This window comes from Neisseria sp. P0008.S010, from assembly GCF_051962715.1.
GTDB classification, from domain to species: domain Bacteria; phylum Pseudomonadota; class Gammaproteobacteria; order Burkholderiales; family Neisseriaceae; genus Neisseria; species Neisseria elongata.
On sequence record NZ_JBQCVA010000036.1, the window covers coordinates 1 to 22314 of the forward strand.

23 protein-coding genes are annotated in these 22314 nt (G+C 56.5%); 18 read left to right on the top strand and 5 right to left on the bottom strand.

The window, feature by feature from the left end; translation table 11 throughout:
- A partial coding sequence (locus tag ACTHSL_RS09105) for a transposase (RefSeq protein ID WP_440381155.1) occupies positions 1–203 on the top strand: 203 nt, incomplete at its 5' end.
- On the opposite strand, the gene ACTHSL_RS09110 is transcribed toward ACTHSL_RS09105, so the two are convergent.
- Both ACTHSL_RS09110 and ACTHSL_RS09115 read right to left on the bottom strand, forming a co-directional pair.
- On the bottom strand, positions 137–1423 hold the full coding sequence (locus ACTHSL_RS09110; protein WP_440381156.1) for a hypothetical protein: 1287 nt from the start codon (positions 1421–1423) through the stop codon (positions 137–139). The genes ACTHSL_RS09105 and ACTHSL_RS09110 overlap by 67 nt on opposite strands.
- Positions 1424–1524: 101 nt before the next feature.
- Positions 1525–2256: a LytR/AlgR family response regulator transcription factor gene (locus ACTHSL_RS09115; RefSeq protein WP_107971441.1), complete on the bottom strand. Its 732-nt coding sequence runs from the start codon at positions 2254–2256 to the stop codon at positions 1525–1527.
- 241 nt (positions 2257–2497) lie between these two features.
- On the opposite strand from ACTHSL_RS09115, the gene ACTHSL_RS09120 reads away from it, so the two are divergent.
- Entirely contained in the window at positions 2498–2884 is a 387-nt protein-coding gene (locus ACTHSL_RS09120) for a cupin domain-containing protein (protein WP_440381157.1), read from the top strand.
- Positions 2885–2997: 113 nt separating this feature from the next.
- On the opposite strand, the gene rsmI is transcribed toward ACTHSL_RS09120, so the two are convergent.
- Entirely contained in the window at positions 2998–3864 is an 867-nt protein-coding gene (gene rsmI / locus ACTHSL_RS09125; RefSeq protein WP_440381158.1) for a 16S rRNA (cytidine(1402)-2'-O)-methyltransferase, read from the bottom strand.
- A 207-nt stretch (positions 3865–4071) separates the two neighbouring features.
- Here rsmI and ACTHSL_RS09130 point away from each other — a divergent pair, with 207 nt between their 5' ends.
- The 7 genes from ACTHSL_RS09130 to ACTHSL_RS09160 all read left to right on the top strand — a co-directional run bounded on the left by ACTHSL_RS09130 (position 4072) and on the right by ACTHSL_RS09160 (position 10651).
- On the top strand, positions 4072–4419 hold the full coding sequence (locus ACTHSL_RS09130; RefSeq protein WP_003773543.1) for a YraN family protein: 348 nt from the start codon (positions 4072–4074) through the stop codon (positions 4417–4419).
- 5 nt (positions 4420–4424) lie between these two features.
- Positions 4425–5018, top strand: a complete 594-nt coding sequence (locus ACTHSL_RS09135; protein ID WP_440381159.1) for a phosphoheptose isomerase — start codon at positions 4425–4427, stop codon at positions 5016–5018.
- 158 nt (positions 5019–5176) lie between these two features.
- Positions 5177–6319: a THUMP domain-containing class I SAM-dependent RNA methyltransferase gene (locus ACTHSL_RS09140; RefSeq protein ID WP_440381160.1), complete on the top strand. Its 1143-nt coding sequence runs from the start codon at positions 5177–5179 to the stop codon at positions 6317–6319.
- Between the two features lie 134 nt (positions 6320–6453).
- Positions 6454–7191 carry a pseudouridine synthase gene (locus ACTHSL_RS09145; protein WP_440381161.1) on the top strand — a complete coding sequence of 246 codons (738 nt, stop codon included), beginning with the start codon at positions 6454–6456 and terminating at the stop codon, positions 7189–7191.
- Between the two features lie 11 nt (positions 7192–7202).
- Complete coding sequence (locus ACTHSL_RS09150) at positions 7203–7805, top strand: hypothetical protein (RefSeq protein WP_440381162.1); 603 nt, start codon at positions 7203–7205, stop codon at positions 7803–7805.
- A 170-nt stretch (positions 7806–7975) separates the two neighbouring features.
- A complete protein-coding gene (locus ACTHSL_RS09155; protein ID WP_440381163.1) occupies positions 7976–9664 on the top strand; it encodes a glutamine--tRNA ligase/YqeY domain fusion protein in 1689 nt (562 codons plus the stop codon).
- Between the two features lie 84 nt (positions 9665–9748).
- Positions 9749–10651 (top strand): DMT family transporter, encoded by a 903-nt coding sequence (locus ACTHSL_RS09160; protein WP_440381164.1) that lies wholly within the window; start codon positions 9749–9751, stop codon positions 10649–10651.
- Positions 10652–10712: 61 nt separating this feature from the next.
- Here the strand turns inward: ACTHSL_RS09160 and ACTHSL_RS09165 are convergent, their stop codons facing one another.
- Positions 10713–11006: a DUF2288 domain-containing protein gene (locus ACTHSL_RS09165; protein ID WP_107885510.1), complete on the bottom strand. Its 294-nt coding sequence runs from the start codon at positions 11004–11006 to the stop codon at positions 10713–10715.
- A gap of 229 nt (positions 11007–11235) precedes the next feature.
- Between ACTHSL_RS09165 and ACTHSL_RS09170 the strand changes: the two genes are divergently transcribed.
- The 6 genes from ACTHSL_RS09170 (at position 11236) to ACTHSL_RS09195 (ending at position 16982) form a co-directional block, all read left to right on the top strand.
- A complete protein-coding gene (locus ACTHSL_RS09170) occupies positions 11236–11961 on the top strand; it encodes a metal ABC transporter ATP-binding protein (RefSeq protein ID WP_440381172.1) in 726 nt (241 codons plus the stop codon).
- Between the two features lie 78 nt (positions 11962–12039).
- Positions 12040–12921, top strand: a complete 882-nt coding sequence (locus ACTHSL_RS09175; protein WP_370446622.1) for a metal ABC transporter permease — start codon at positions 12040–12042, stop codon at positions 12919–12921.
- Positions 12922–13043: 122 nt separating this feature from the next.
- A complete protein-coding gene (locus ACTHSL_RS09180) occupies positions 13044–13946 on the top strand; it encodes a metal ABC transporter solute-binding protein, Zn/Mn family (protein ID WP_440381165.1) in 903 nt (300 codons plus the stop codon).
- Positions 13947–14313: 367 nt separating this feature from the next.
- On the top strand, positions 14314–15051 hold the full coding sequence (locus ACTHSL_RS09185) for a methionine ABC transporter ATP-binding protein (protein ID WP_049254510.1): 738 nt from the start codon (positions 14314–14316) through the stop codon (positions 15049–15051).
- Position 15052: 1 nt separating this feature from the next.
- Entirely contained in the window at positions 15053–15739 is a 687-nt protein-coding gene (locus ACTHSL_RS09190) for a methionine ABC transporter permease (protein ID WP_440381166.1), read from the top strand.
- Positions 15740–16055: 316 nt separating this feature from the next.
- Positions 16056–16982, top strand: a complete 927-nt coding sequence (locus ACTHSL_RS09195; RefSeq protein ID WP_440381167.1) for a MetQ/NlpA family ABC transporter substrate-binding protein — start codon at positions 16056–16058, stop codon at positions 16980–16982.
- A gap of 70 nt (positions 16983–17052) precedes the next feature.
- Here ACTHSL_RS09195 and fumC read toward each other — a convergent pair whose 3' ends face one another.
- On the bottom strand, positions 17053–18441 hold the full coding sequence (gene fumC, locus ACTHSL_RS09200; protein WP_440381168.1) for a class II fumarate hydratase: 1389 nt from the start codon (positions 18439–18441) through the stop codon (positions 17053–17055).
- 225 nt (positions 18442–18666) lie between these two features.
- On the opposite strand from fumC, the gene pncB reads away from it, so the two are divergent.
- The 3 genes from pncB to ACTHSL_RS09215 all read left to right on the top strand — a co-directional run bounded on the left by pncB (position 18667) and on the right by ACTHSL_RS09215 (position 22083).
- Positions 18667–19878 (top strand): nicotinate phosphoribosyltransferase, encoded by a 1212-nt coding sequence (pncB, locus tag ACTHSL_RS09205; RefSeq protein WP_440381169.1) that lies wholly within the window; start codon positions 18667–18669, stop codon positions 19876–19878.
- A gap of 162 nt (positions 19879–20040) precedes the next feature.
- A complete protein-coding gene (locus ACTHSL_RS09210; RefSeq protein WP_440381170.1) occupies positions 20041–20379 on the top strand; it encodes a hypothetical protein in 339 nt (112 codons plus the stop codon).
- Positions 20380–20421: 42 nt separating this feature from the next.
- Positions 20422–22083, top strand: coding sequence for a vWA domain-containing protein (locus ACTHSL_RS09215; protein ID WP_440381171.1), 1662 nt, complete (start codon positions 20422–20424; stop codon positions 22081–22083).
- Positions 22084–22314: the final 231 nt, after the last annotated feature.

Genomic DNA, 22314 nt, shown 5'->3' on the forward strand with positions numbered 1-22314 from the left:
AAAAAGGGCTGAATGAGAACACCAACGGACTCATCCGACAATATTTCCCCAAACAAACCGATTTCCGAAACATCAGCAATCGGGAGATACGCAGGGTTCAAGATGAGTTGAACCACCGGCCGAGAAAAACACTTGGCTACGAAACGCCAAGTGTTTTATTTTTGAATCTGTTCCAACCGCTAATGCCCGGGTGTTGCACTTGAAATCCGAATTCAAGGGTCTCTTCAGCGTCGAAATATTCGATTTCCAGCGTTTTGATGTCGTAGGAATCAAGACGGCCGTTTTCCGAACAATAATAGCGGACGAGGTTGCCGCGCGCATCATAGCCGTAATGCCACTGCATACGGGAAGTAACCTTTCCCGATGCATTTATCGAACATACGCTTTCAAGCATCTCTTGCGCTGTATAGGTACATTCACTTGTGCCGTTCGGCGTTCCGTCGCTCTGGAAAAATTGCGATTTCAGGGTGTTTCCCCGCGCATTGGTGTAATCAATCGATTCAAGCAGCCAGCTTTTTTCATGCCAAGTATAACAGTGCCTTTCATTTGCGGCCGGCCACAGCGTGCGGTTTTTCGGTTTGCCTCCGTCATGTAAATCATAGATGATTTCTTCAGCCGGCCTGCCGTTTTCATAACGGGTGCTCCGGCACAACTCGCCGTTACTCAGAAATGCGGTTTCGTTGCCTTCATCATCGTATTCGTAATATTCCGTGCTCGGCAGCGCATAATCTTTGTGTCGGTAAACACACTCCTGCAACCACCCCTGTGGGGTATGGGTATATAGCCATTGTTCGATCCGTATGCCGTTTTCGTAAAAATAGTATTCCTTTATCCTGCCGCTTTCGCCGTCATAACTGTAAGTCTTGACCCCCTCAACACTTTCGGAGGCTTCTGTTTCCCGGATAAGCCGTCCGATTCCGTCATATTCGTAGTAAACGGTATGGCGGTGTTTCAGGTTCAGGCGTTCGATATCGGCGACCTCTCCGCCTTTATCCGCCAATAGACCGTCGGGCAGAAAATGCAGCCAACCGGCATAATCCGTAGAATTTTCTGCGATTATGCCCTCATAAACCTGCATTTCCCGCAGCAAACCTGCCTCACTGTAAAAATACAGATTTCGCTCAAACTGGCAGCTCCGCATAATCCGCCAAGATTCAAGCAGGCGGTTTTTGCCGTCATAGCGGAATAAATTCCGCTCGGCGGCGGATTTCCGGTTGCGGATATGGTAGTCGGCAATCAGGATATTGCCTTCACGGTCAAAAACGAAATCGCAATTACTGAGCGAACTCCAATGCCGGATTCTTCCGCACACAACTTCGCCGTTTTTGAGCACGGCGGCATGGGTACGCTTTTTCAGTTTTTTGATACTTCCTTTGAGCGGGGTAAACGGGTGAAACAGCAAGTCATTGATGTGTTTGTTCATCAGGATATTCCGGTTGGAGGCCGTCTGAAACCTCAAACAGCATAACGCTGCACGCATAAAACAACCCTGCCGCTTAAACGGCAGGGTTTCGGTATCGGATATTACGCCCCTTCGCGCAAGATGCGGCGGATGGCGGAAAGCTGGCGGCGGCTGACGGGCAGGACTTCCTCCACATCCAACACTTTCGCGCCCCAGCTGGCGTTACTGTCGTCATCGTCGCCGTCGAGGCGGATCAGGCTGTCCAGCGTATGGCGCATCACCAGCGCGTTGCGGTGGACGCGGATGACTTTCTCACCCAGCAATTCTTCCCAGTACACCAGCGTTTTCGGCAGTTCGTATTTCGCACCGTCACCGGTAATCAAAAACACGGTTTTCTGGTCGGCCTGCAGGTAGCGCGCCTGCTGCCAGGGTATTTCCAACATGCGCTCGCGGGTGAACACTTGGAAGTTTTTGAATTCGTCGGCACTTTCTTCAATGTTGTCCTGAACGCGGGCGAGTGCGGCCTGCAGGCGGACGATTTTAATCGGCTTGAGCAGGTAATCCTCCGCAGCCAGCTCGAAGGCGCGCAAGGCGTGCTCTTCGTAAGCCGTGGTAAAAATCACATGCGGCTGTTTCTTGGCAATCCGTTTGATCCGTTCGACAAACTCCAAGCCGTTGATTTCCGGCATATTGATGTCGGTAAAAACGATATCGACTTCGTGCACGCTCAGCCATTCCAAAGCCGCTTTGGCATGATGGAACACTTTCAGCAACACGACATTGCATTCTTCAAGCAAAACACGCAGCCGCTCGGCCGCCAAAACTTCATCTTCAACAATGATTGCACTCGGCATAATTCACCATATTAGTTTTTTGTTTTCGCAGTCGTGCAATGCTAGCGGGTTATCCCCCGCTTAGCAATAGCCTCCGCCCTTTTTTGCTTTGCAGACAAGGAAAAATACCGCAAAAAGGCCGTCTGAAAGCCGGGCTCGGCCTTTTCAGACGGCCTTGATGACTACTCCGGATAGAATTTTGAGAACAAAAATCAAATATGTTAATATTTTAAACCGATCATCCATAGCGAAAGGAAAGGCAATGAAAACACCCAAATATCTGACCGCCCTGCTGCTTGCCGCTGCTGCAGCATCGGCATCCGCCGCCGAAATCGCTTCCGGCGAAGGCAAGGTTTTCGATGCGCCCGATTATGTCGTGGTCCGCAAAAAACTGGCTGCCGGCAGTGAAATGAAACGGCACAACCATCCGGGGCACGATGTTTTATTGACCATGAGCAAGGGGCGCGTGGTTTTCGAATTGAACGACGGCGAGAAACACGAATTGAAACCGGGAGACGTGATGCGGTTTGACGGCGCGGACTTTATTTCCGGCAAAGCGGCCGAAACGAGCGAGTTCGTCGTTACGCTGATAAAAGGGAAACCCGGAGGCGGGATGGAAAGCGGGCACGATCATCACCACCATCATTGAATTTCCCCGTCAAACGAAAAACGCAGGCCGTCTGAAAGCCTGCGTTTTGCGATTCGGACGGGGAATCCGACTTTTCAGACGGCCTATCCGCCGCAAAATCGGGCCGATGCGCGTCATTTCCACGCCAACGCCGCATCGTAAAGCGATTTTTTGTTCTCGCCGCAGATTTCGGCAGCCAGCGCGGCGGCCTGTTTGGTGGGCAGCTGGGCGGACAGAATCTTCATCACGCGCAACGCCTCTTCCGACAAACCGGCGTTTTTCTCCCGCACCGCCGGATGCAGAATCAACACCATTTCGCCGCGCGCCTGATTGCCGTCTTCCGCCAAGGCCGTCTGAATATCGCTTACCGTGCCGCACAAAAAGGTTTCAAACGTTTTCGTCAGCTCGCGCGCCAGCGTCAGCCGCCTCTGCGGGAACACGGCCGCCATATCGGCCAGAGCCGCCCCGATACGGTGCGGCGTTTCAAACATCACCACCGGATAGTCCGCTTCCGACCACCGTTCGAACAGCTTGCGCCGTTCGCCCGATTTCGGCGGCAGGAAACCGTTGAAATAAAAATCCGACTCGGACACACCCGCCCCGCTCAAAGCCGCCATCACCGCACTCGCGCCAACCACGGGCACGACATTGAACCCCGCCCCGCGCACCCGCGCCGCCAGCCGCGCGCCCGGGTCGCACACCGCAGGCGTGCCCGCATCCGACACCTGCGCCACAATCAGGCCGTCTGAAAGCGCGGCCACCACCTTGTCGGCCATCTGCTGCTCGTTGTGTTCGCGCACACTCATCAGTTTCGCCTGAATGCCGTAGGCGGCAAGCAGCTGGGCGGTAACGCGCGTATCCTCGGCGCAAACCAAATCGGCACGCCTCAGCACGGCCAACGCGCGCAGCGTGATGTCGGCCAAATTGCCGATGGGCGTGGCCACCACATATAAGGCGGGCTGCAAACTGCCTGCGGCTTTGTTCAAAAATTTCTCTATCATGGGCGTTGCCTGTCGCAAATTTCAAAAGAGGCCGTCTGAAAGCGGGGCTTCAACGGAGTCCAAACGCATTTTCAGACGGCCTGCAAACCTGTAAAAGCCGCATTCTAACAAAACCGCCCTGCAAACGCTTGTATTTACATCGGCAGAGTATCCCCGTATTATCCGCCGCACCTGCGGCAAACCGCCCGCCCCGACCACGGAAACCCCATGCGCCTGAACCACCCGAGCGGACAGGCGGCGGAAGATACCGCCGCACATTTTCTGGAAAAGCAAGGCTGCCGCATCATCGCCCGCAACTGGCACTGCCCGTTCGGGGAAATCGACCTGATTGCCGAACAAAGCGGCACCCTGCTGTTTGTCGAAGTCAAATACCGCCGCAGCGCGGCCTTCGGCGGCACGGCATACAGCATCACACCGTCCAAACTGGCCAAACTGCAAAAAAGCGCGGAATACTACCTGCAACAGCACCGCAAAGGGCGTACGGACTGCCGTTTGGACGCCGTCTTAATCGAAGGCGGGAATCCCCCCGTCTGGCTGCAAAACATCACAGGATAAAAATTATGACCACCCTTCAAGAACGCGTACGCGCCCATTTCGAAGAAAGCATCGCCGCCAAACGGCAAACCGTCGAAGTGCTGGCCGAACCGACGGCCGAAGCCGCCATGATGCTGATCGAATGCCTGATGAACGACGGCAAAATCCTCGTCTGCGGCAACGGTGGCTCGGCGGCCGACGCGCAACACTTCGCCGCCGAACTGACCGGCCGTTTCGAAAAAGAACGCATGGAACTGGCCGCAATCGCCCTCACCACCGACACCTCCGCCCTCACCGCCATCGGCAACGACTACGGCTTCGAATACATCTTCAGCAAACAAGTCCGCGCACTCGGCCGCCCCGGCGACGTCCTGCTGGGCATCTCCACCTCCGGCAATTCCGGCAACGTCATCGAAGCGATTAAAGCCGCCCACGAACGCGACATGCGCATCCTCGCCTTCACCGGCCGCGACGGCGGGAAAATCGCCGCCATGCTCAAAGACAACGACATCCTGCTCAACGTCCCCCACCCGCGCACCGCCCGCATCCAGGAAAACCACATCGTACTGGTGCACGCCCTGTGCGACTGCATCGACACCGTACTCATGGAAGGCATGTAAGGCCGTCTGAAACCCGCCCTGCGGCAGAAAACAGACCCTTCAAACCGAAACATCCGCATCCGCAACAAAGGCCGTCTGAAAACGGAGCCGAAAACCATTTCAGACGGCCTTTCCCCGTTCCGCTATAATCCATGCCTTTCAGACGGCCCTCAAACACCATGACCACCTACTCCCTATTCGTTACCTGCCCGCGCGGGCTAGAAAGCGTCCTGCACGCCGAACTTGCCGCCCAAGGCTGCACCGACCTCGCACCTACCGACGGCGGCATCGCCTGCACCGGCGGCATCGAACAAGTTTACCGCGCCAACCTGCACAGCCGCACCGCCGGCCGCGTCCTGCTGCGCCTGACCAAAGCCCCCTACCGCACCGAACACGACATCTACAAACCCGCGCGCAACATCCGCTGGCAAGACTGGTTCACCCCAGCGGACAGCATCAAAGTTCATGTGGAAAGCAAACGCGCCCGCATCAAAAACCCCGCCTTCGTCGGCCTGAAAATCAAAGACGCGGTATGCGACAGCCAGCGCGACAGCTTCGGGGAACGCTCGTCCGTAGACAAACAACGACCCGACATCCGCATACACGCCTTCCTCGACGACAAAACCGTCCAAATCTTCATCGACACATCGGGCGAAGCCCTGTTCAAACGCGGCTACCGCCAAGATACCGGCGAGGCCCCGCTGCGCGAAAACCTGGCCGCCGGCCTCCTGCTGCTGGCCGGATACGACGGCAGCCAACCCTTCCAAGACCCCTTCTGCGGCAGCGGCACTATCGCCATCGAAGCCGCGCTCATCTCCCTGAACCGCGCACCCGGCATCATGCGGCGTTTCGGCTTTGAAAAACTGCAAAAACACGACCCCGCCCTGTGGCAGCGCATCAAACAACAGGCACGGGAAGCCGCCCGAAACAGGCCGTCTGAAAACATCGCCGCATCCGACAACGACCGCGCCATGACCTGCGCCGCACGGCAAAACGCCCGCTTCGCCGAAGTGGACGGCTTCATCGACATCACCGACCGCGACGCGCAAGACGCACGGCCGAACGGCCAAGGCGGCATCATGCTGTCCAACCCGCCCTACGGCGAACGCCTAGCCGAAATCCAAGCCCTGCACGCACTCTACCCCCAACTGGGCGGCTGGCTGAAGCAGCACTACGCAGGCTGGACCATCGGTATGTTTACCGGCGACCGCGACATGCCCAAACTGATGCGCCTGAACCCGAAACGCAAAATCCCACTCTACAACGGCAATCTCGACTGCCGCCTGTTCCTGCTCGACATGGTGGCGGGCAGCAACCGCTGAACAAAGGCCGTCTGAAAAACAAAAAACGCGACGTTTCAACACACAAAGCACAACACCCTGTGCCGCCCGCTACACATTCATTCCGATTCCGCCGCCCCCCCAAGGGCGGGGGCTCAACCATTAAGGAAGTCTTAATGAACCCGCAAGAACCCGTCCGCCTGTCCAAACGCATGGCCGAACTCAAACTCTGCTCCCGCCGCGAAGCCGACGGCTATATCGAACAAGGCTGGGTCAAAGTGAACGGCCAAACCGCCGTACTCGGCCAAAAAGTCACGCCTTCCGACCGCATCGAACTGGCCAAGCAGGCTCACGAAACACAGGCACAGCGCGTAACCGTCCTGCTCAACAAACCCGTCGGCTACGTCAGCGGCCAGCCCGAAAAAGACTACCGCGCCGCCGTCGAACTCATCACCGCCGAAAACCGCTGGGACGGCGACACCAGCCGCATCCCCTACCGCGACGGCCACAAAAAAGGCCTGGCTCCCGCCGGCCGGCTCGACATCGACTCCGTCGGCCTGCTGGTACTCACCCAAGACGGCCGCATCGCCAAACAACTCATCGGCGGCGACAGCGGCATCGAAAAAGAATACCTGGTGCGCGTCAAAGGCCGCCTGAGCGAAGAAGGCCTGCGCCTGCTCAACCACGGCCTGAGCCTGGACGGCGAAAAACTGCGTCCCGCCAAAGTTGAATGGCAAAACGAAGACCAACTGCGCTTCATCCTCAAACAAGGCAAAAAACGCCAAATCCGCCGCATGTGCGAACTCGTCGGCTTGCGCGTTACCGGCCTGAAACGCATCCGCATGGGGCAGGTAAAACTCGGCGCGCTGCCGCCGGGCAAATGGCGTTATCTGGGGAAAGACGAACGTTTTTAAAAACGCCGGACATGAAAACACCGCATATCGACGAAGCCCGTTTTGCCAACCTGTCCCTCATCGGCAGCCTGGCCGTCATCCCCGCCGCAGCGGCATGGCGCAGCCATGTCATCCCCGAACATTTCGGCTGGGCATTTGGAGCAGGCTTGGCCATGTTTGCCTCGGCAAGCCTGCCCTACCTCCTGTTTCCCCGCCGCATCCGTCCGGCCACGCTCGCGGGCAGCCTGTGGGCGGCAGCCGGATTCTGGCTGCTGTTTATCATGATGGCAAACGGCTCGGATGCCTACACCGACCCCGCCGATCCCCGCTTCAACCGACACGGTTCCGGCTTTTTATGGATAGGCCTGCCCCTTTTCTTTGCCGGAGCACTGATTGCCGCCATCGTCGGCACCGCTTCCCGCCCACGCCTGCTCTCCTTGGACAAATCCGCCCTCCAGGCTTTCTGGGCCTCGCTGCGCTGGTCCTTTCTCGGCACCATATGGCTGCTTATGATCGACCCCGTATCGCTTCTAACCGTCATCGCCTTCGTTTGGACCTGCAATCAACTGGTTCATTTTATCGACCGCAAAACATCCGGACAGGCGCAAACGGAAAACCACCCTTCCGATTCATAAATTGATATTGAAGGCCGTCTGAAAGCCGTTTTTCAGACGGCCCCATCCCCATTCCGCCCCATATCGCCGCTTCTCCCCCGCTGTGAAGCCGCTGCGCTTTCAGGTACAATCGCCGGAAAATTCATTCCCTGTTTTTAGGCCGTCTGAAAACATTACCCTCGAGAAAAAACATGCTCAACAAAGACCAATTTGCGGACAACCATTTCATCCGCACCCTCATCGAAGAAGACCTCAAAAGCGGCAAACACAATGCCATCCAAACCCGTTTCCCGCCCGAGCCCAACGGCTACCTACACATCGGCCACGCCAAATCCATCTGCCTGAACTTCGGTTTGGCGTATATTTACGACGGCTTGTGCAACCTGCGTTTCGACGATACCAACCCCGAAAAAGAAAACGACGAATACGTCAACGCCATTAAAGAAGATGTCGAGTGGCTCGGTTTCCATTGGGCGGGCGAGCCGCGTTTCGCTTCCAACTATTTCGACCAGCTTTACGACTACGCCGTCGGTTTAATCAAAGACGGCAAAGCGTATGTCGATGATTTGACGCCCGAAGAAATGCGCGAATACCGCGGCACGCTGACCGAAGCGGGTAAAAACAGCCCTTACCGCGACCGCAGTGTCGAAGAAAACCTCGACCTGTTCACGCGCATGAAAAACGGCGAATTCCCCGACGGCAGCAAAACCCTGCGCCTGAAAATCGACATGGCGGCAGGCAACATCAATATGCGCGACCCCGTTATCTACCGCATCCGCCGCGCCCATCACCACAATACCGGCGACAAATGGTGCATCTACCCGATGTACGACTACACGCATTGCATTTCCGATGCCATCGAAGGCATCACGCATTCCTTGTGTACGCTCGAATTTGAAGCCCACCGTCCGCTGTACGACTGGGTGTTGGACAACATCCCCGCGCCGCACGCCACCCGCCCGCGCCAATACGAGTTTTCCCGTTTGGAGCTTTTATATTCCATTACGTCCAAACGCAAGCTGAACCAACTGGTTTCAGACGGCCACGTTGCCGGCTGGGACGATCCGCGTATGCCGACGATTTCCGGTATGCGCCGCCGCGGCTACACGCCCGAAGGCCTGCGCCTGTTTGCCAAACGTGCCGGTATTTCCAAATCTGAAAACATCGTCGATATGAGCGTGTTGGAAGGCGCGATTCGCGAAGAGTTGGAAAACTCCGCCCCGCGCATGATGGCCGTGCTCAATCCGCTCAAAGTAACGCTCACCAATTTTCAGACGGCCTTGGCCGAAAGCCGCACCGCGCCCTATCATCCGAACCGCGAAGACATGGGCAGCCGCGAACTGCCGATTTCGTCCACGCTCTACATCGAAGCCGACGATTTCAGCGAAAACCCGCCCAAAGGCTTCAAACGCCTGACCCTCGGCGGCGAAGTGCGCCTGCGCCACAGCTATGTGATGAAGTGCGACGAAGTGGTGAAAGACGCCGCCGGCAATATCGTCGAACTCAAATGCAGCTTGGATTACGACACCTTGGGCAAAAATCCCGAAGGCCGCAAAGTAAAAGGCGTTATCCACTGGCTCTCCGCCGAACACGCCGTGCCCGCCACCGTGCGCCTGTACGACCGCCTGTTCACCGAACCCCGCCCCGATGCCGTGCGCGGCGAAGACGGCGAATATCTGCCGTTCACCGATTTCCTCAACCCCGAATCGGTCAAAGAAATCACCGCCTACGCCGAACCTGCAGCCAAAAACCTGCCCGCCGAAAGCCGCTGGCAGTTCGAGCGGCTGGGCTATTTCGTCACCGACCGCAAAGACCACCGCCCCGGGCAACCCGTGTTCAACCGCACGGTCACGCTGAAAGATTCTTGGCAGCCCAAGTAATCTGTTTGCAGCAGCTGCACTGAAAGGCCGTCTGAAAACTTGAATTTCGGTTTTCAGACGGCCATTTGTTGATAAAGGAATGAGATGGAACGTTATTCTGTACATTTGAAACTGCTGGGGATGGCAGTATTGTGGGGTGCGTCTTGGCCGATGGGGCGGATGCTGGGTCAGTCGCTGCCGCCGCTGACGGGCGGGGCGGTTCGGTTTGTACTGGCTTCGGTTTTGTTGTTGGGCTGGTTGTTTGCGCGCAGCAGGTTTGCAACCTTAGCGGCTTTGTCGGCGCGGCAATGGCTGGGCTTGACGGTGGCTGCTTCCGTCGGGGTGTGCGGCTATGCGGTGTTTTTCATGCTGGGTTTGCAGGCGATGCCGGCGGGCAAGGCGGCGGTGGTTGTGGCGGTGAATCCCGTGTTGACGCTGCTGCTGGCGGCTTGGCTTTTCGGCGAACGTTTAAATGCGAAGATTTTGGCGGGTATGCTGCTGGCGGTTTGTGGTGCGATAACGGCGGTAACGCAAGGGCAGCCGTTGGCGGTATTGTCGGGCGGCATCAAGGCGGGGGAGTGGCTGATTTTCGGCTGCGTGGTCTGTTGGGCGGCTTATACTTTAATCGGGCGCGCGGTCTTGCGCGGGATAGACGCGCTGACGGTAACGGCGGCAACGTCGTTCATCGGCGCGCTGATGTTGTCGGTGGTGGCGTTGTGGACGGACGGATTGCCGTTTGAGGCAATGGCGGCGATGGATGCACGCGGTTGGACGGCATTGGCATGGCTGGTCATCGGCGCGACGGTATTGGCCTACGCGTGGTATTTCGAAGGCGTGAAGACTTTGGGTGCAGGCAGTGCGGCGGCATATATTACGCTCGTGCCGATTTTCGGCATGCTCAGCTCGGCGTGGGTTTTGGGCGAACCTTTGCATATTTCGCTGGTCGCGGGCTGCGCGGCGGCGGTCGGCGGCATGACGCTGATGCGGTACGGGCAGAAGGCCGTCTGAAACGCTGTTTCGAGTGTTTTTTACTTTATTGAAATTGGCTTTCCGCTGTCCGGCTGTTTTCCTACCCCGCCGGCTGAACCAATACCCACGGTGCCACCACCACCGCCCACATTTCACGGTTTTCCGCCCAAAACGCGGCGGCCTGTGCTTCACTGACCATGCCGAACTTCCCTTCCGCCATCAGCTTGGAAATTTCACGGCCGTCGTCGTCGGCAACCAGCCGGGCAACGGCAACCAAATCGAGTTCGGGAGCGACATACACCGCCGCACCGCGCGCGAAATGGACTTGCAAATCCGCCCAGGCAATGCGGGCGGTTTCCAGATTCAGTTTGTCGTTCAGATACGGTTCGCTCACGGCAGGCTCCCAAAAAGCCGCGGATTATACGCAGCTCGGATTTACAAAGAAACTGTTACACAGTATCATGCGAATCTTTATTTACAGCCGCGCGGCTGGGCACAGAGGCCGTCTGAAACGGCCGGCAGCAGAAAATGAATATTTTATTAAGCGGATTACCCCGGCGGCTGCTTTTGGCCGCCACGGCTTTGGCCGTCGTATGGGGCGTTTATTTCTGGGCGACCTCATCATCATGATCGCAATCGAAAACCTGACCGTCAGCTACCAGCGCAAACCGGCGGTGCACCATGTGGACATGCAGTTCGACGATGCCTCTATGTGGGCGATTTTCGGCCCCAACGGCGCGGGAAAATCCACCCTGCTCAAGGCCGTGATGGGGCTGCTCAAATGCAATACGGGCAAAGTGTCGTGGCAGGGCATCGCCCGCCGCGACATCGCCTACCTGCCGCAGCAGGCCGACATCGACCGCAGCCAGCCGATGACGGTATTTGAATTGGCCGCCATGGGTTTGTGGTACGAAATCGGCTTTTTCGGCGGCGTAAATGCGGCGCAAAAAAAACGCGTGATGCAGGCACTCGAACGGGTTGAAATGGCGAAATTCGCCCACCGGCAAATCGGCCACCTCTCCAACGGCCAGTTCCAGCGCGTACTGTTTGCGCGGATGCTGGCGCAGGATGCCAAATTCCTGCTGCTCGACGAACCTTTCAACGCGGTGGACGCAAAAACCACTTACGCCCTTTTGGACGTCCTCCGCCACTGCAACAACGAAGGCCGCGCCGTCATCGCCGTTTTGCACGACTACGAACAAGTGCGCGCCTATTTCCCGAACACCCTGCTCATCGCGCGGGAAAAAATCGCGGCCGGAAAAACGGAAGACGTGCTGACCGACAGCTTTCTGCAACAGGCCAACGCCGCCATGCAAAAACACGATTACGCGCAATGGTGCGCTGCCTGACAGCCTTTTTCAGACGGCCTCCCACGCTTCGGGCCGTTTCGGCGGAAACATAACCGCATCAATAAAAAACAAAAATACATGGATATAAACTTATACGAATGGCTGATCGAACCGTTTGCCGAGTTTGATTTTATGCGCTACGCCTTGGCCTCCGTGGTATTCCTCGCACTGAGTGCCGCGCCCGTGGGCGTATTCCTCGTGATGCGGCGCATGAGCCTGGTCGGCGATGCGCTCGGCCATGCCGTTCTGCCCGGCGCGGCCGTCGGCTATATGATAGGCGGCCTCAGCCTGCCCGCCATGAGTGCGGGCGGTTTTGTCGCCGGCATGGTGATGGCCCTGCTGGCCGGCCTGGTCAGCCGCTTTACCGATTTGAAGGAAGACGCCAACTTTGCCGCCTTCTACCTGACCAGCCTGGCCATCGGCGTGCTGCTGGTCAGCATGGGCGGCAGCAATATCGACCTGCTGCACCTGTTGTTCGGCTCGATTTTGGCCGTAGACCTGCCCGCCCTGACTTTGGTCGCTTCCGTCGCCAGCACCACGATTGTCACGCTGGCCGTGATTTACCGTCCGCTGCTGCTGGAAAGCATAGACCCCCTGTTTTTAAGGGCGGTAAACGGCAAAGGCGGACTGTGGCACCTGATTTTCCTCGTCTTGGTCGTCATGAACCTGGTGGCCGGATTTCAGGCTTTGGGTACGCTGATGGCGGTCGGCCTGATGATGATTCCGGCAATTACCGCCCGCCTGTGGGTGCGCAACATGGGTATGCTGATGCTGCTTTCTGTCATTTTCGCGCTGCTGTGCGGGCTGGCGGGGCTGCTGTTTTCCTACCACGTCGAAATCCCGTCCGGCCCGGCCATCATCCTGTTTTGTGGCGGCTGGTACACACTGTCGGTCATCTTCGGTTGGGAGGGCGGCCTCCTGACCAAATGGCTGCGCCGCAGCCGCCACCGGCAATTCTAAAAAGCCGTTTTATCCAACCTATCCGGACAAGCCTTTCAGACGGCCTGCGTACGGATAAAGAAGCACCGTTCAAACCACAATACGGCGGAGCCGTTCCGCCGCCCACTAAGAAAGGATTAGAAATGAAACATTGGAAACTGTCCCTGTGCGCTCTTTTGGTGGCAGGCAGCGTATCTGCCGAACCGCTGAACGTCGTCAGCAGCTTCAGCATTTTGGGCGACGTCGCCAAACAGATCGGCGGCGACAAAGTGGCCGTCACCAACCTCGTCGGCCCCGACCAAGATTCGCACGTTTACAACATCACCAGCGGCGACATCAAAAAAATCCGTTCGGCCAAACTGGTGCTGCTCAACGGGCTGGGCTTCGAATCGGGCGAAATGACCCGTGCCGTCAAACAAAGCAAAGTCAATTACGCCGAAGCCGCCGCCGGTATCAAAGCCATGACGGCCGATCACGACCACGACCATGATCACGACCACGGCGGCCACAACCACGATCACGGCCGCTACGACCCGCACGTTTGGAGCGACCCGTCCCTGATGCCGAAATACGCGGCCAACGTTGCCGAAGCCCTGATTAAGGCCGACCCGCAAAACAAAACCTATTACAGCCAGCGTCTGCAAAGCTATACCAAAGAACTGCAACAGCTCGATACCTATGCCAAAACGCAGTTCGACCGCATCCCGGCCGGCCGCCGCAAAGTACTGACCGGCCATGAAGCCTTCGGTTATATGGGCAAACGCTACAACATTAAATTCTATGCGCCCCAAGGCATCAATACCGAAGCGGAACCGTCGGCCAAACACGTCGCCGCCCTCATCCGCCAGGTCAAACAAGAAGGCATCAAAGCCGTGTTTACCGAAAACATCAAAGACTCCCGGATGCTCGAACGCATTGCCAAAGAATCAGGCAGCACCATCGGCGGCAAACTGTACTCCGACGCATTGAGCAAGACCGCACCGGCCAACACCTACACCGGCATGATCCGTTACAATGTCGATTCATTGGTTAAAGCCATGAAATAACCGCCCGGGTATCGGATAGGCCGTCTGAAACCCTTTTTCAGACGGCCTGTACAAAACACCGCCCATACAAGGCGGGCAACCTGCAAACAAGCATTTGACATTTACGCTAACTTGCAGTTTAATCACCGAAATTGACAGACACGCCGATTTGATACAGCTTGCGGGCGTTATAGCCGAATCCCCGCGCAACCGATTAACAGGCGGCAGGCCGAAAACGGTACGAACAGTACGGACACGGCAGGCCGGCATCGTTGCCGTTGCACGGATTCCGCTATACAACAGCTAAAGCTTACAGAGTTTTTATTAAGCTGTTTTTTTAAAGCCCGTTGTCGTGTACATCGGGCTTCGTTTATTCAAGTATGACATTATGATTATCCTGGACAACGTTTCCAAACATTACCAAACGCGCGACAAAACCCGTTTTGCCGCCGTCGAGCCGACCAGCCTCGAAATCCAAGACGGCGAAATCTTCGGTCTGATGGGCTATTCCGGCGCGGGCAAATCCACCCTGTTGCGCCTGATTAACCTGTTGGAACGTCCCGACAGCGGCAAGGTCAATGTGTGCGGACAAGAGCTGACCGCGCTCGATGCCGCAGCATTGCGTCAGGCGCGGCAGAATATCGGCATGGTGTTTCAGCAGTTCAATCTTTTGAGCAACCGCACCGTCGCCGACAATGTTGCCTTTCCTTTGGAAATTGCCGGATGGCCGTCTGAAAAAATCAAAGAGCGTGTCAAAGAATGTCTTGAAATCGTCGGCTTGACCGAACGCGCCGACCACTACCCCGCCCAGCTTTCCGGCGGACAAAAACAGCGCGTCGGCATCGCCCGCGCGCTCGCACCCAAACCCCAAGTCATCCTCGCCGACGAACCCACTTCCGCCCTCGACCCCGCCACCACGCGCAGCGTCTTGGAATGTTTGGAAGACATCAACAAACGCTTCAACGTTACCATCGTCATCGTAACCCACGAAATGAGCGTCATCCGCCGCCTGTGTGACCGCGCTGCCCTTTTGGATAAAGGAAAAGTGGTGGAAATCGTCGAAGTACGCGGCAACCAAATCCACGCCCAATCCGAAATCGGGCGCGAACTGATTCGGGAGGACTGATATGGCAGACTTAACATTCGAACAAGCCGTTTCTACCATCGTCGGTATGAAAGACGAAATCGTCCACGCATTGGGCGAAACCTTCGTCATGGTTGGGCTGTCCACCACGATTGCCGTCATCTTCGGCACCCTCTTGGGCGTCTTGCTTTTCGTAACTTCCAGCCGCCAGTTGCATTACAACAAGCCGGTAAATTTCCTGCTCGACAACTTAGTCAACCTGATGCGTGCTTTCCCCTTCGTCATCCTGATGATTGCCATGATACCCGCCACCCGCGCCATCGTCGGCAGCACCATCGGCCCGATTGCCGCCTCGCTGGTATTGAGCGTGTCCGGCCTGTTTTACTTCGCCCGACTGGTGGAACAAAACCTGCGCGAAGTCCCCAAAGGCGTGATTGAAGCCGCCACCGCCATGGGCGCATCGCCGCTTACCATCGTCCGCAAAGTCCTCTTGAACGAAGCGCGCGCGGGCATGGTTTCCAGCATCACCGTCCTCGCCATCGGTCTGCTCTCATACAGCGCGGCGGCAGGCATGATAGGCGGCGGCGGCTTGGGCGACCTCGCCATCCGCTACGGCTACTACCGCTACCAAACCGAAGTCATCATTTTCATCGTCGCCCTCCTCGTGCTGCTCGTTATCCTAATTCAAAGCATCGGCAACGCGTTGGCGCGAAAATTAGACAAACGTTAAAAGCCGAAAAGGCCGTCTGAAAGCATAGGATTCGACATCGGATTTGGATAAACCCGTCTTCCCCACGCTTGGTTTTGAGGCCGTCTGAAAATCCGAAACGGCAGTATGACGATGCCCGGCCTATCGTGTGAAACGCCGGAAAATTCAAATCGAGCGTCTGCATCCGGTAAAACCGGGCCGCGCCTTGCCATTTCGTTTCCTCCGACTGACAAATCGTTTAAAATCATGCCTTTTCCCAATAACCATACAGGCCGGCTGAAAACGCATCTGCCTTTTTCAGACGGCCTCCCACCCCGCATCAATCAAGGAGCAAAAAATGCAACAAAGCTTATTCTTCAAAACCTTCTCAATGTCCGCCCTCGCCCTCGCGCTGGCCGCCTGCGGCGGGCAAAGCCAAGGCGGTTCCGACAAAGCATCCGGCACGCAGGCCGCTTCCGGCACCCCCGCCGTTTCCGCAGAGAAGAAAGACATCGTCATCGGCACCACCGTCGGCGATTTCGGCGACATGGTGAAAGACCAAATCCAACCAGCCATGGCGAAAAAGGGCTACAACGTCAAACTGGTTGAATTTACCGACTACGTCCGCCCCAACCTCGCCCTGTCCGAAGGCGAGCTGGACATCAACGTCTTCCAGCACAAACCCTATCTGGACAACTTCAAAGCCGAACATAAACTCGACCTGACCGAAGTCTTCCAAGTGCCCACCGCACCTTTGGGCATTTACCCGGGCAAACTGAAATCATTGGACGAAGTCAAAGAAGGCAGCAGCGTTTCCGCACCGAACGACCCTTCTAACTTCGCCCGCGCACTGGTGATGCTTGACAACGTCGGCTGGATCAAACTCAAAGAAGGCGTCAATCCGCTAACCGCATCGAAAAACGACATTGCCGCCAACCCGAAAAACATTAAAATCGTCGAACTGGAAGCCGCGCAACTACCGCGCAGCCGTCAGGATGTCGATTTCGCCATCGTTACCGGCAACTACGCCACCAGCAGCGGCATGAAACTGACCGAAGCCCTGTTCCAAGAACCGAGCTTCGCCTATGTGAACTGGTCTGCCGTCAAAACCGCCGACAAAGACAGCCAATGGGTGAAAGACATCACCGAGGCCTATAATTCCGATGAGTTCAAAGCCTATGCCCACAAACGCTTCGCCGGCTACAAATACCCCGCCATCTGGGGTGAAGGCGCGGCAGAAGGAGCCAAAGCCGAAGCCGCTTCCACCGCCTCGGCGGCCAAGTAAGCCTGCTTGAAAAAGGCCGTCTGAAAAACCCGTTTGGGTTTTCAGACGGCCTTTCGTTTGCCCTTACCAATCAGCGTGGATGAACCATATCGGCGGGGACGACCAGTTCGTTAAACTCTTCGCCTGTCAGCAAGCCCAATTCGACAGCGGTTTCGCGCAGCGACTTGTCGTTTTTATAGGCGGTTTTGGCGACTTTGGCGGCGTTTTCGTAGCCGATTTTGCGGTTCAGCGCAGTAACGAGCATCAGGGAATGGTGCAGGAAATAGTCGATTTTTTCCGGCACGGGTTCGATGCCGGCGGCGCAGTTTTCGTTGAAGCTGTTGCACGCGTCGCCCAAGAGGCGGATGGATTGCAAGAGGTTGTAGGCGATAACGGGCATATAGACGTTCAGCTCGAAATTGCCCGACGCGCCCGCCATGCCGATGGTGACGTCGTTGCCGAACACTTGGCAGCACACCATGGTCATCGCTTCGCATTGGGTCGGGTTGACTTTGCCCGGCATGATGGACGAACCCGGCTCGTTTTCGGGGATTTTGATTTCGCCCAAACCGCAGCGCGGGCCGCTTGCCAGCCAGCGGATGTCGTTGGCGATTTTGTTCAGGCTTGCCGCCAGCGTTTTCAATGCGCCCGAAGCGGCAACGGCGGCATCGCGTCCGCCCAAGGCTTCAAATTTATTCGGCGCGCTGACAAACGGCAGGCCGGACAGTTCGGCGAGTTTGGCGGCGGCTTTTTCGGCGTATTCGGGATGGCTGTTCAAACCCGTGCCGACTGCCGTGCCGCCCAAAGCGAGTTCGTACAAACCTTTAAGCGCGTCGTTCAGACGGCCTAAGCCGTGGTCGAGCTGAGAAACGTAGCCGGAAAATTCTTGTCCCAAAGTCAGTGGCGTCGCGTCCTGCAAATGGGTGCGGCCGATTTTGACGATGGGGGCAAATTCTTTGGCTTTTTTGTCCAAGGTGTCGCGCAGGGCTTTTACCGCCGGAATAAGGTGGCGGTTGATTTCAATCGCGGCGGCGACGTGGATGGCGGTCGGGAACGCGTCGTTGGTCGATTGCGCGTGGTTCACATGGTCGTTGGGATGGACGGGCTGATATGCCGCCAAACCCGTACCGGCGATTTCGTTGGCGCGGTTTGCCAGCACTTCGTTCATGTTCATATTGGACTGCGTGCCGGAACCGGTCTGCCACACTACCAATGGGAACTGCCCATCAAGCTTGCCGTTCAACACATCATCCGCCGCCTGCGTAATCAAATCCGCCTGTTCAGGCTTAATCCTGCCAAGGGAAACATTGGTCGCGGCGGCGGCTTTTTTCACCAGCGCCAAAGCATAAATCAACGGCTGCGGCAGGGTTTCGCCGCCGATTTTGAAATTGTTGCGGCTGCGCTGGGTCTGCGCGCCCCAATAGGCTTCGGACGGGACTTCGACATTGCCCATGGTGTCGTGTTCGGTACGGGTGCTCATCACTCTTCTCCTTAAAATCGAAACGGAAAAATAGACAACGATATTGCTGTCTTCTTAATAAATAATTATAGCTATCATTCTCATAATTTTGCAATTCCGATATAGGCCGGCAAACCATACCGACGCCGTGCCGCGTCGGACAATTCAACCCGCCCGACAGTTTATTAGTAATTTCACCGCAAACATGTTTTAATGCGCCCTCATCCAACGCAAAAGGAGAAAACCGTGTCCCGCGCCCCCATCATCCACTCCCTGCTCGACACCGACCTTTACAAATTCACCATGCTGCAAGTCGTGCTGCACCAATTTCCGCAGGCGCACGGCGTATACGAATTCCGCTGCCGCAATAATGCGGACACCGTTTACCCGCTGGCGGAAATCAAAAGCGATTTGGAAGCCGAACTCGACGCGCTGTGCACCCTGAAACTCACGCAGGACGAATTGGACTACCTGCGCGGCCTGCGTTTCATCAAAAGCGATTTTGTCGATTATCTTGAATTGTTCCAGCTCAAACGCCGCTTCGTAACGGTAACGGCCGACGAGGCCGGCCGACTGCACATCCGTGTCGAAGGGCCGATGATACAGGCCATGTTCTTTGAAATTTACATCTTGGCCATCGTCAACGAACTCTACTTCCGCCGTTTGGAAACGCCCGAAGTGCTGGCCGAGGGCGAACGCCGCCTGCAAGAAAAGGCGGCCCGCCTGAAAACCTTCGCCGACAGCCAAAATCCCGCAGACCCGCCGTTTCTCATTTCCGACTTCGGTACCCGCCGCCGCTACAACCTTAAGTGGCAGGAACACGTCATCCGCACCTTCCACCAGGCCGCACCCGAAATCTTTCGCGGCACCAGCAACGTTTATCTGGCCAAAAAACTCGGCCTGACCCCCATCGGCACGATGGCGCACGAATTTTTGCAGGCATTCCAGGCCTTAGACGTGCGCCTGCGCAATTTTCAGACGGCCGCACTCGAAGCCTGGGTACACGAATATCGCGGCGACTTGGGCATCGCGCTGACAGACGTAGTGGGCATGGACGCCTTCCTGCGCGATTTCGACCTCTACTTCGCCAAACTCTTCGACGGCCTGCGCCATGACAGCGGCGATCCCTACGAATGGGGCGACAAAGCCTATGCCCACTACAAAAAACTCAAAATCGACAGCCGCACCAAAATGCTTACCTTTTCAGACGGCCTCGACATCGAACGTTCATGGGCGTTGCACCAATATTTCAAAGACCGCTTCAAAACCAGCTTCGGCATCGGCACCAACCTCACCAACGACCTCGGCCACACGCCGCTGAACATTGTCTTGAAACTGGTGGAATGCAACGGCCAGTCCGTCGCCAAGCTGTCCGACAGCCCGGGCAAAACCATGACCGACAACGATACCTTCCTGGCCTACCTGCGCCAAACCTTCCAAATACCCGAACCGAAATAAACGGCAGGCCGTCTGAAACCCATGTTTCAGACGGCCTTTTATGGTCTGCAACATCATGAAAACCTATAAAATCAGCCCGAACTACCTTCGTTTCTTTCTCGATATTTCAACCATTTACGAAGCATACGGCTACGAAGGCTGCGACAGTGAATACACCGAATTGTGCAGCCTGAACTTTGCCGACCGCAACAGCGTGCGCCGCTGGGTAAACGGATACCTCCGCCCCTGTTTCAAGAATACTTCCACGCCCGCCAACTCCGCATCAAAGAGAGCTTCCGCTACGGCCTGAACTTTTGGTCGGACGAAACACTGCGCGATTGCGCGGACGACTGGCTGGACGGCACAAACCCGGCCGATATCCGCCAACGCTGCCAGGAAATCTGGAACGACCTGTTCGACGGTGAATACAGCGGCATCACAGATACTGCCGCATACGAAACCATAGAAACCGAATTAAACAACCCCTTCAACAACTGGAACGGCAAAAAGCCCGTCGGCTGACCTGCCTGTCCAAACAGCAAACCCGACATGAAAGGACATTCAATGGACATCGGAAAAACCAACCGCACCATACCGCACCCGCTGCTTAAAACCGCCGTGATGGCGGCCGTACTCGCCCTCACTGCCTGCGGCACGCACAACCCGCCGCAACAACAGCTACCCGGCTCGGCAAGAACAAAAGAGCGAATAATGCCGCAGGCTGCCAATAAAATGATGGTCATGCGCCATGCCGAGTATGCAGCCGAAACTGGTCCGTTCAGACAAGAAGCCCTAAGCATACGGCCTGCCGCCGATACCGAACGCTACCAAAAACAGCCCGACCAGCCCGTAAAAGCCGTTGCCCAAGAACCCGTTTCCACCTTCAGCATCGACGTCGATACCGGCAGCTATGCCAACGTACGCCGCTTTTTAAACAACGGCAGACTGCCGCCCAAAGACACGGTCAGAATAGAGGAAATCGTCAATTACTTCCCGTACAACTACCCGTTGCCGACCGGCGGGCACCCCTTCGCCATCCATACCCAAACCATCGATTCGCCGTGGCAGCACGAAGCCAAACTCATCAAAATCGGCATACAGGCGCAAGACTTGGCGAAAAAGGAACTGCCGCCCGCCAATCTGGTCTTCTTAGTGGACATATCCGGCAGCATGAACAGCCCCGAAAAACTGCCCCTGGTGAAAAAAACCCTGCGCATCCTAACCGAACAGTTGCGTCCTCAAGACAAAGTTACCCTGATTACCTACGCATCAGGCGAGGAACTCGTCCTGCCGCCGACTTCGGGCCGCAATAAAGACGAAATCCTGCGCGCCATCAACAAACTGCAGGCGGGCGGCGCGACAGCGGGCGAATCCGCACTGAAAATGGCTTATGAACAGGCGCAAAAAGCCTATGTTAAAAACGGCATCAACCGCATTCTGCTGGCTACCGACGGCGACTTCAACGTCGGCGTATCCGACACCGAAACCCTCAAATCCATGGTTGCCGAAAAACGCAAAAGCGGCATCTCGCTCACCACGCTGGGTTTCGGCACGGGCAATTACAACGAAGACATGATGGAGCAAATCGCCGATGCGGGCGACGGCAATTACAGCTACATCGACAACGAAAAAGAAGCCAAAAAAGTCCTGCAGCACCAACTGACCTCCACCCTCGCCACCGTGGCCCAAGACGTGAAAATCCAAGTCGAATTCAACCCCGCCACGGTTAAGGAATACCGCCTGGTCGGCTACACCAACCGTACCCTGCGCAACGAAGACTTCAACAACGACAAAGTGGATGCGGGCGACATCGGCTCCGGCCACAGCGTAACCGCCATTTACGAAATCATCCCGCAGGGCAAACAAGGCTGGCTGAACGACTCGCGCTACCAAAAAGCCCCGGCGGCATCGGGAAGCAAAAACGAATACGCCTTTGTCAAAGTGCGTTACAAACTGCCCGGCCAAAGCACGAGCAAACTCATCGAGCAGGCCGTTCCCGCCATCAGCATCCCGCTGGCCCAGGCCGATGAAGATACCCGCCTCGCACTGGCCGCCGCGTCTTACGCCCAAGCACTGCGTGGCGGCGAATACAACGGCAAGCTGGATTGGGACGCCATCGAACAAATGGCCAAACAGGCCAAAGGCAAAGATCCCTTCGGCCTGCAGGAAGAGTTTGTCGAATTGGTGAAAATTGCCAAAAGCCTGAGCAGCAAACAGGTGCAGTGAGAATAAGGCAGAATCCGGAGTCCTGACAAAGAGGCCGAGACCTTTGCAAAAAGCCCTTCCCCCGACATCCGAAACCAAAAAACAGGTTTTCGGCCGTTTTCGCCCCTAATTGCTCCTGATTTTACCCAAATACCCCCTTAATCCTCCCCGGACGCCCCATAATCAGGCATCCGGGCCACATTTTAAGCGGCAACAGGCGCACTTAGCCTGTTAGCCGCTTTCAACAGGTTT